The organism is Amphritea pacifica, assembly GCF_016924145.1.
In the GTDB taxonomy this organism is placed as follows: Bacteria; Pseudomonadota; Gammaproteobacteria; order Pseudomonadales; family Balneatricaceae; genus Amphritea; species Amphritea pacifica.
In genome coordinates this window covers 1-566 of the sequence record NZ_JAFFZO010000101.1, presented here as the reverse complement: position 1 = coordinate 566, position 566 = coordinate 1, and the positions used below count along the sequence as shown (strand labels likewise).

Below are 566 nucleotides of genomic sequence, written 5' to 3'. Positions count from 1 at the left end.
GAGTTATTGTCAAATCTGGTGTATGGGATCAGGCGGCATTCCTATCTGATTGATCCCTTACCTGTTCTCCATCCTTGAACTCAACATTATTGACTACCAGGGTCAGTAAGTTGAAACCTTTGATCCTTTTCCATCGTTTCTGAGCCGATTCCAGCAGTTTGTATACCATCGCCAACGTGGTGTCGCGAGAGCCGCAATTGCGGGTTCGCTTGGTACGTAACCTGACTGTCGCGAAGGTCGACTCAATCGGGTTAGTCGTCCTAATATGCGTCCAGTGTTCCGCTGGAAAATCATAGAACGCCAGCATCTCTTGCCGATCCTTGGCCAGGCACTCCATGGCTTTGGGGTACTTGGCGCTGAAGCGTGTCTGGGCGCGATCAAAGGCTGCATAGGCCTCATCACGTGTGGCTGCCATCCAGATATCGTGTAGCGCCTCCTTGACCTTAGGCTGCATCGATTTGGGCAGCTTGTTCAACACGTTTGCGGTCTTATGCACCCAGCAACGCTGATGACGACAGCCAGGATAGGTCTTGGTCATCGCTTTCCAGAACCCCAACGCACCATCC

Annotated in this window: 1 protein-coding gene; it reads right to left on the bottom strand. The window is 52.1% G+C overall.

All coding sequences use genetic code 11. The features are described 5' to 3' along the window. Positions 1 to 28: 28 nt before the first annotated feature. A partial coding sequence (locus tag JW499_RS21590; protein ID WP_205212511.1) for a transposase occupies positions 29 to 566 on the bottom strand: 538 nt, incomplete at its 5' end.